This is a genomic window from uncultured Anaerobiospirillum sp., from assembly GCF_902485895.1.
Lineage (GTDB): Bacteria > Pseudomonadota > Gammaproteobacteria > Enterobacterales > Succinivibrionaceae > Anaerobiospirillum > Anaerobiospirillum succiniciproducens.
In genome coordinates this window covers 1-3906 of sequence record NZ_CABTML010000002.1, presented here as the reverse complement: position 1 = coordinate 3906, position 3906 = coordinate 1, and the positions used below count along the sequence as shown (strand labels likewise).

Here is a 3906-nt window from a genome sequence, read left to right as displayed (position 1 = left end):
ATGATTGATTGCTGTGATAAGTTGGCTGATTCTTCAGCAAAGTCAGCATCGCGGATACGACTGCGGGCATCAGCTTCATTAGCAGCAACATTAGACTGGTTGCGGATAGATGACTCTAAACGATTTTGTAAAGCACCAAGGTCGGCACGCATGCCATCAACCTTGGCAATAGCGCTATCCATCAGGTTGATAACATCACCAATATACTTTAGATTACCTTGGCCTTGACCTTGGCCGGTTGGCGGAGTAAAGCTGATTTTATTGATGTTAATGGTTACTTCTCCGTTGGCAACCTTGAAGAATTTGTCAGCATTTGTGCCAATGAGATTGTTATCATTTGCGATCTTAGAGAAGTAAACAGACTCAACATCAAACGAGATTGTATCGCCTTTATTGGAGCCTACCTGTAATGTGAGAGTGCCTTTATCACCAGCTGGATTGCCACCACCAGGCGCAGGGCCTGCGCCAGCGCCAGGATCGCCGTAGATAGAACCAGCTACTTTGCCGTTTAAGACTGACTTGCCCGCAAAGGTGGTTTGGGTGGAGATGCGGTTGATCTCTGTTGCTAAGGCTCCCATCTCTTTAAAAAGAGCAGTGCGATCTTCAGTTGTGTTTGTGCCATTAGCTGATTGTACGGCTAATGTACGCATCTTCTGAAGCATTCCTGAGATCTCGTCCATGCCGGACTCAATAGTCTGGGCAAGTGCGATACCGTCTGATGCGTTACGATTTCCCTGATTTAAACCATTTATCTGGCTTGTTAAGCGATCAGCGATCTGGAGACCAGCAGCATCGTCTTTGGCGCTATTGATCCTCATTTGATCATGTACACTATTCTTTGCATATTAAATCCTAGATCTAATTCAATGCAAAGGAAATTATTGTGAGTTCAAATATTAAAATTTCTGTAGAAAAAATTAATAGGTTATTTGAGCTAAAAGAAGCTGGCGCAAAGAACACAGCAATAGCTAAAGAGCTCGGCATTAGCGATGCTCATGTTGCGAGACTTTTGTTTGCTTCTAGCGTACATGGAGCAGATTGGCTTAGAGCTAATCCAACCTTAGCAGCCACCTCATCAAATGACAATAATGTCTTGGCAGTTGCTGCCGAGACTGTTATTGCTTGTGGACTCCCTATAAGCAAAGCCCGAATTGTTTTCGGAGTTACAGAGCGTGAGCTTAGAACAGCAGTTAGCACTCGTAAAACCACAGGACATGCACTAGAGTATGGTGCTGAGCCTGCTCTTCCTAATGGTATAGATCAGGCTTTTGTTAAGGACATGATTGCTGAGCTGAATGACGGCAAAGTGTTCGATATCCTAGTAGCGGAGCATCTTGCATCCTGCAAGAAGCAAGATGCTGTATTCAATGAAAAGACCGGTGATGAGATCTTTGAGCAAAAGGTTATCGAGGCAAGAAAAACCCTTAATTGTTCTACATTTGAGCCATCTGGTGATCAGATTACAGATGCCGCAGAATTATGGAAGCATGGTGCAAAGCCTGCAGATCTTACAGGATTAATGGGAATTTCAGCTCCTGATGCTAGCAGAATTATATCATTTTTGAATTTGCATGGCGCTGACGAGTACCTACGTCTACGTGCTATGACTGAGCCAGGCGGTTTTTCAGAAATAGACGTAGCATCAATGGTTGAGTTTGCCATTGCTTATAACCTTCCAGATAGCAAAGTTAGCTTGATTTTCAAGGTTACTGAAGGGCGATTAAAGCGTATGCGTAAGTCGCGCCTAGACAACTGTGCTCCAGTTAATGGCGCATTCATCGCTCCTTTATCTTCGACCATTGATATCTCAGTGGTTGAGTCATGGATATTCAAGAGCTGCAACCATCTATCCATTGCGAACTTGAACGCAATGTATGCATATAACCGCAAAGTTGGTAATTGGACTAGAGAGAATGTTTTATTCTGTAAAGAACCATCAGAGATAACCTCAAGGTGGAAGATCTGCTTAGACGAATGCAATGGCGATGTATCTAGTTTTATTACAAGCTCGAAATTGGCTGTAGCGCAAATAGAGACAGTACCATGCTCAGTCGCTGAAGAGTCAACCCCTGATTCATCTGATGAATGCAGTGTCTCTGTGGACATAGAGATGCGCTGTGGTATTGATTGCTTTGATGCGTGTATGGATGCAGAGGATGAGGCTGCGCTAGAAGTTACTCATGATAAGGAACCGATCACTGCCACTCAATGCGCAAATATAGATGAGAAGATGCTTAAAACATCTGCTAGAGGATTAATCTCACGTCCGATTTATAGTGGCACCTCTGCACACAATAGAACAACTCGAGATTCTCTGCCAGTGTCTAAGCATGGAAAAGCTAAAGCCACGATCAAGCCATATGCAGCAAAGAAGAAAGACAGAAATAGGGAGATACTGCGTGCAGAAAAGCTCGAGAAGAACCGCCAAGATTTGTTAAATGGCATCATTCCTAAAGAGTTCCTCAATCCAATGTACGCAGTTGACTATATCAAGATCTCAAGCGAGTACTCAAATCCATTGGATTTAATAACTGGCATTCCAGCTAAAGAGTACCCAAAGATCGCTAATAACAGAGGACGAGTCCCTGATATTGATATAAATAGCGAGGGCTTCGAAGATCTACCAGATAAAGTCAAGTATAACCAAATAAAAAGAGCCTACGATCGGCTACTGAGTTACACTGTAGCGATTAAAAAAAAAGTAGCTCTTGAGCAGGCACCGATAAGCCGATACCTCACAAAGGGTGAGAGAAAAGAGCTTGTTATAAAGTGCTATGAGCATTTAGTTAAAGAGAACCCATGGCTGCATATTAGAGTTGCCATGGGTGTCTTTGGTCTGCGAACATCAGACTTCCATTACTATAGCAAAGTTCGTACATCAATAGTAGCTGCGAAAAAGGAAAGTGAAGATGCTCTGAATGCTGCCATTATAGAGATCTATAATGAATTCAATGGCAAAATTGGTGTGCATCGTATGCGTATTGAGCTGGCTCGCCGTACAGAGGCTCTTACATTTAGCCTTCAAAAGATAAGAAGGAACATGAGAAAACTATGGATGTTTTATGTTCCTCCCTATAAAACCAGCAAATACAGCAGCTACGTTGGCACAGTAGGAAAGCTGGCTCCAAATCTCTTAAAGCGCAAATTTAAAGCAAGTAGACCATATTACAAAGTGGTAACAGATGTAACAGAGATTACAACCAAGGGATCAAATAAGCTCTATCTGTCTATGGTTGTAGACTTGTTCAATAATGAGATTTTAAGCTGGTCGATCTCTCAATGTCCTGGTATCGATTTTGTTTTGGCAAGTATAGTAGGTTTTCTGGAGTATAGACCTATAAATCTGAAGATCATCTTGCACTCTGATCAAGGAAGCCAATATCAACATCAGGCTTACATTGATATGATTGAAAGAGCTGGAAATGTTATTAGAAGCATGTCTAGAAAAGGTAACAGTATAGATAATGGAGCAATGGAGTCTGCTTTTGGCCGAATAAAAGCTGAGCTATTAGCATTATTTGGAAAGTTTGAGGCTCAGGATTTTGAAACTTTAGAGGCTCGTATTGAGTATGTTATCAACTACTGGAACAATGATAGAGGAATCGAAAGACTTGGTGGACTATCTCCAATCGAGTACAAAAACAATTGGCTCAAGCAAGAGAAGAACCAATGGTATGTAAAGCATGTTGAGTATGCCCATGAGGCTGCATAAGCCATGTTAATTAGCTGAGAGCATGTTAGATAAAGGATAAGTACGCATAGTATTTCTAATCAACATGAAGTAATCAAAAGGCCGCAGTTCGTGATCACGAACTGCGGCCTTTTGCTTTACCAGTTCCGCAGCAGATGAATAAAGGCCTATTTAAAGGCATTTGATTTAATATGCAAAGATTAGTTAACTAGTGT

Annotated in this window: 2 protein-coding genes; one reads left to right on the top strand and one right to left on the bottom strand. The window is 41.9% G+C overall.

The window, feature by feature from the left end; genetic code table 11:
* Positions 1 to 818: flagellin (locus RDO37_RS00040; RefSeq protein ID WP_308497676.1), on the bottom strand; the 818-nt coding region annotated here is incomplete at its 3' end.
* A gap of 65 nt (positions 819 to 883) precedes the next feature.
* On the opposite strand from RDO37_RS00040, the gene RDO37_RS00035 reads away from it, so the two are divergent.
* Positions 884 to 3712: an IS3 family transposase gene (locus RDO37_RS00035; protein ID WP_308497675.1), complete on the top strand. Its 2829-nt coding sequence runs from the start codon at positions 884 to 886 to the stop codon at positions 3710 to 3712.
* The last annotated feature ends 194 nt before the right edge of the window (positions 3713 to 3906 follow it).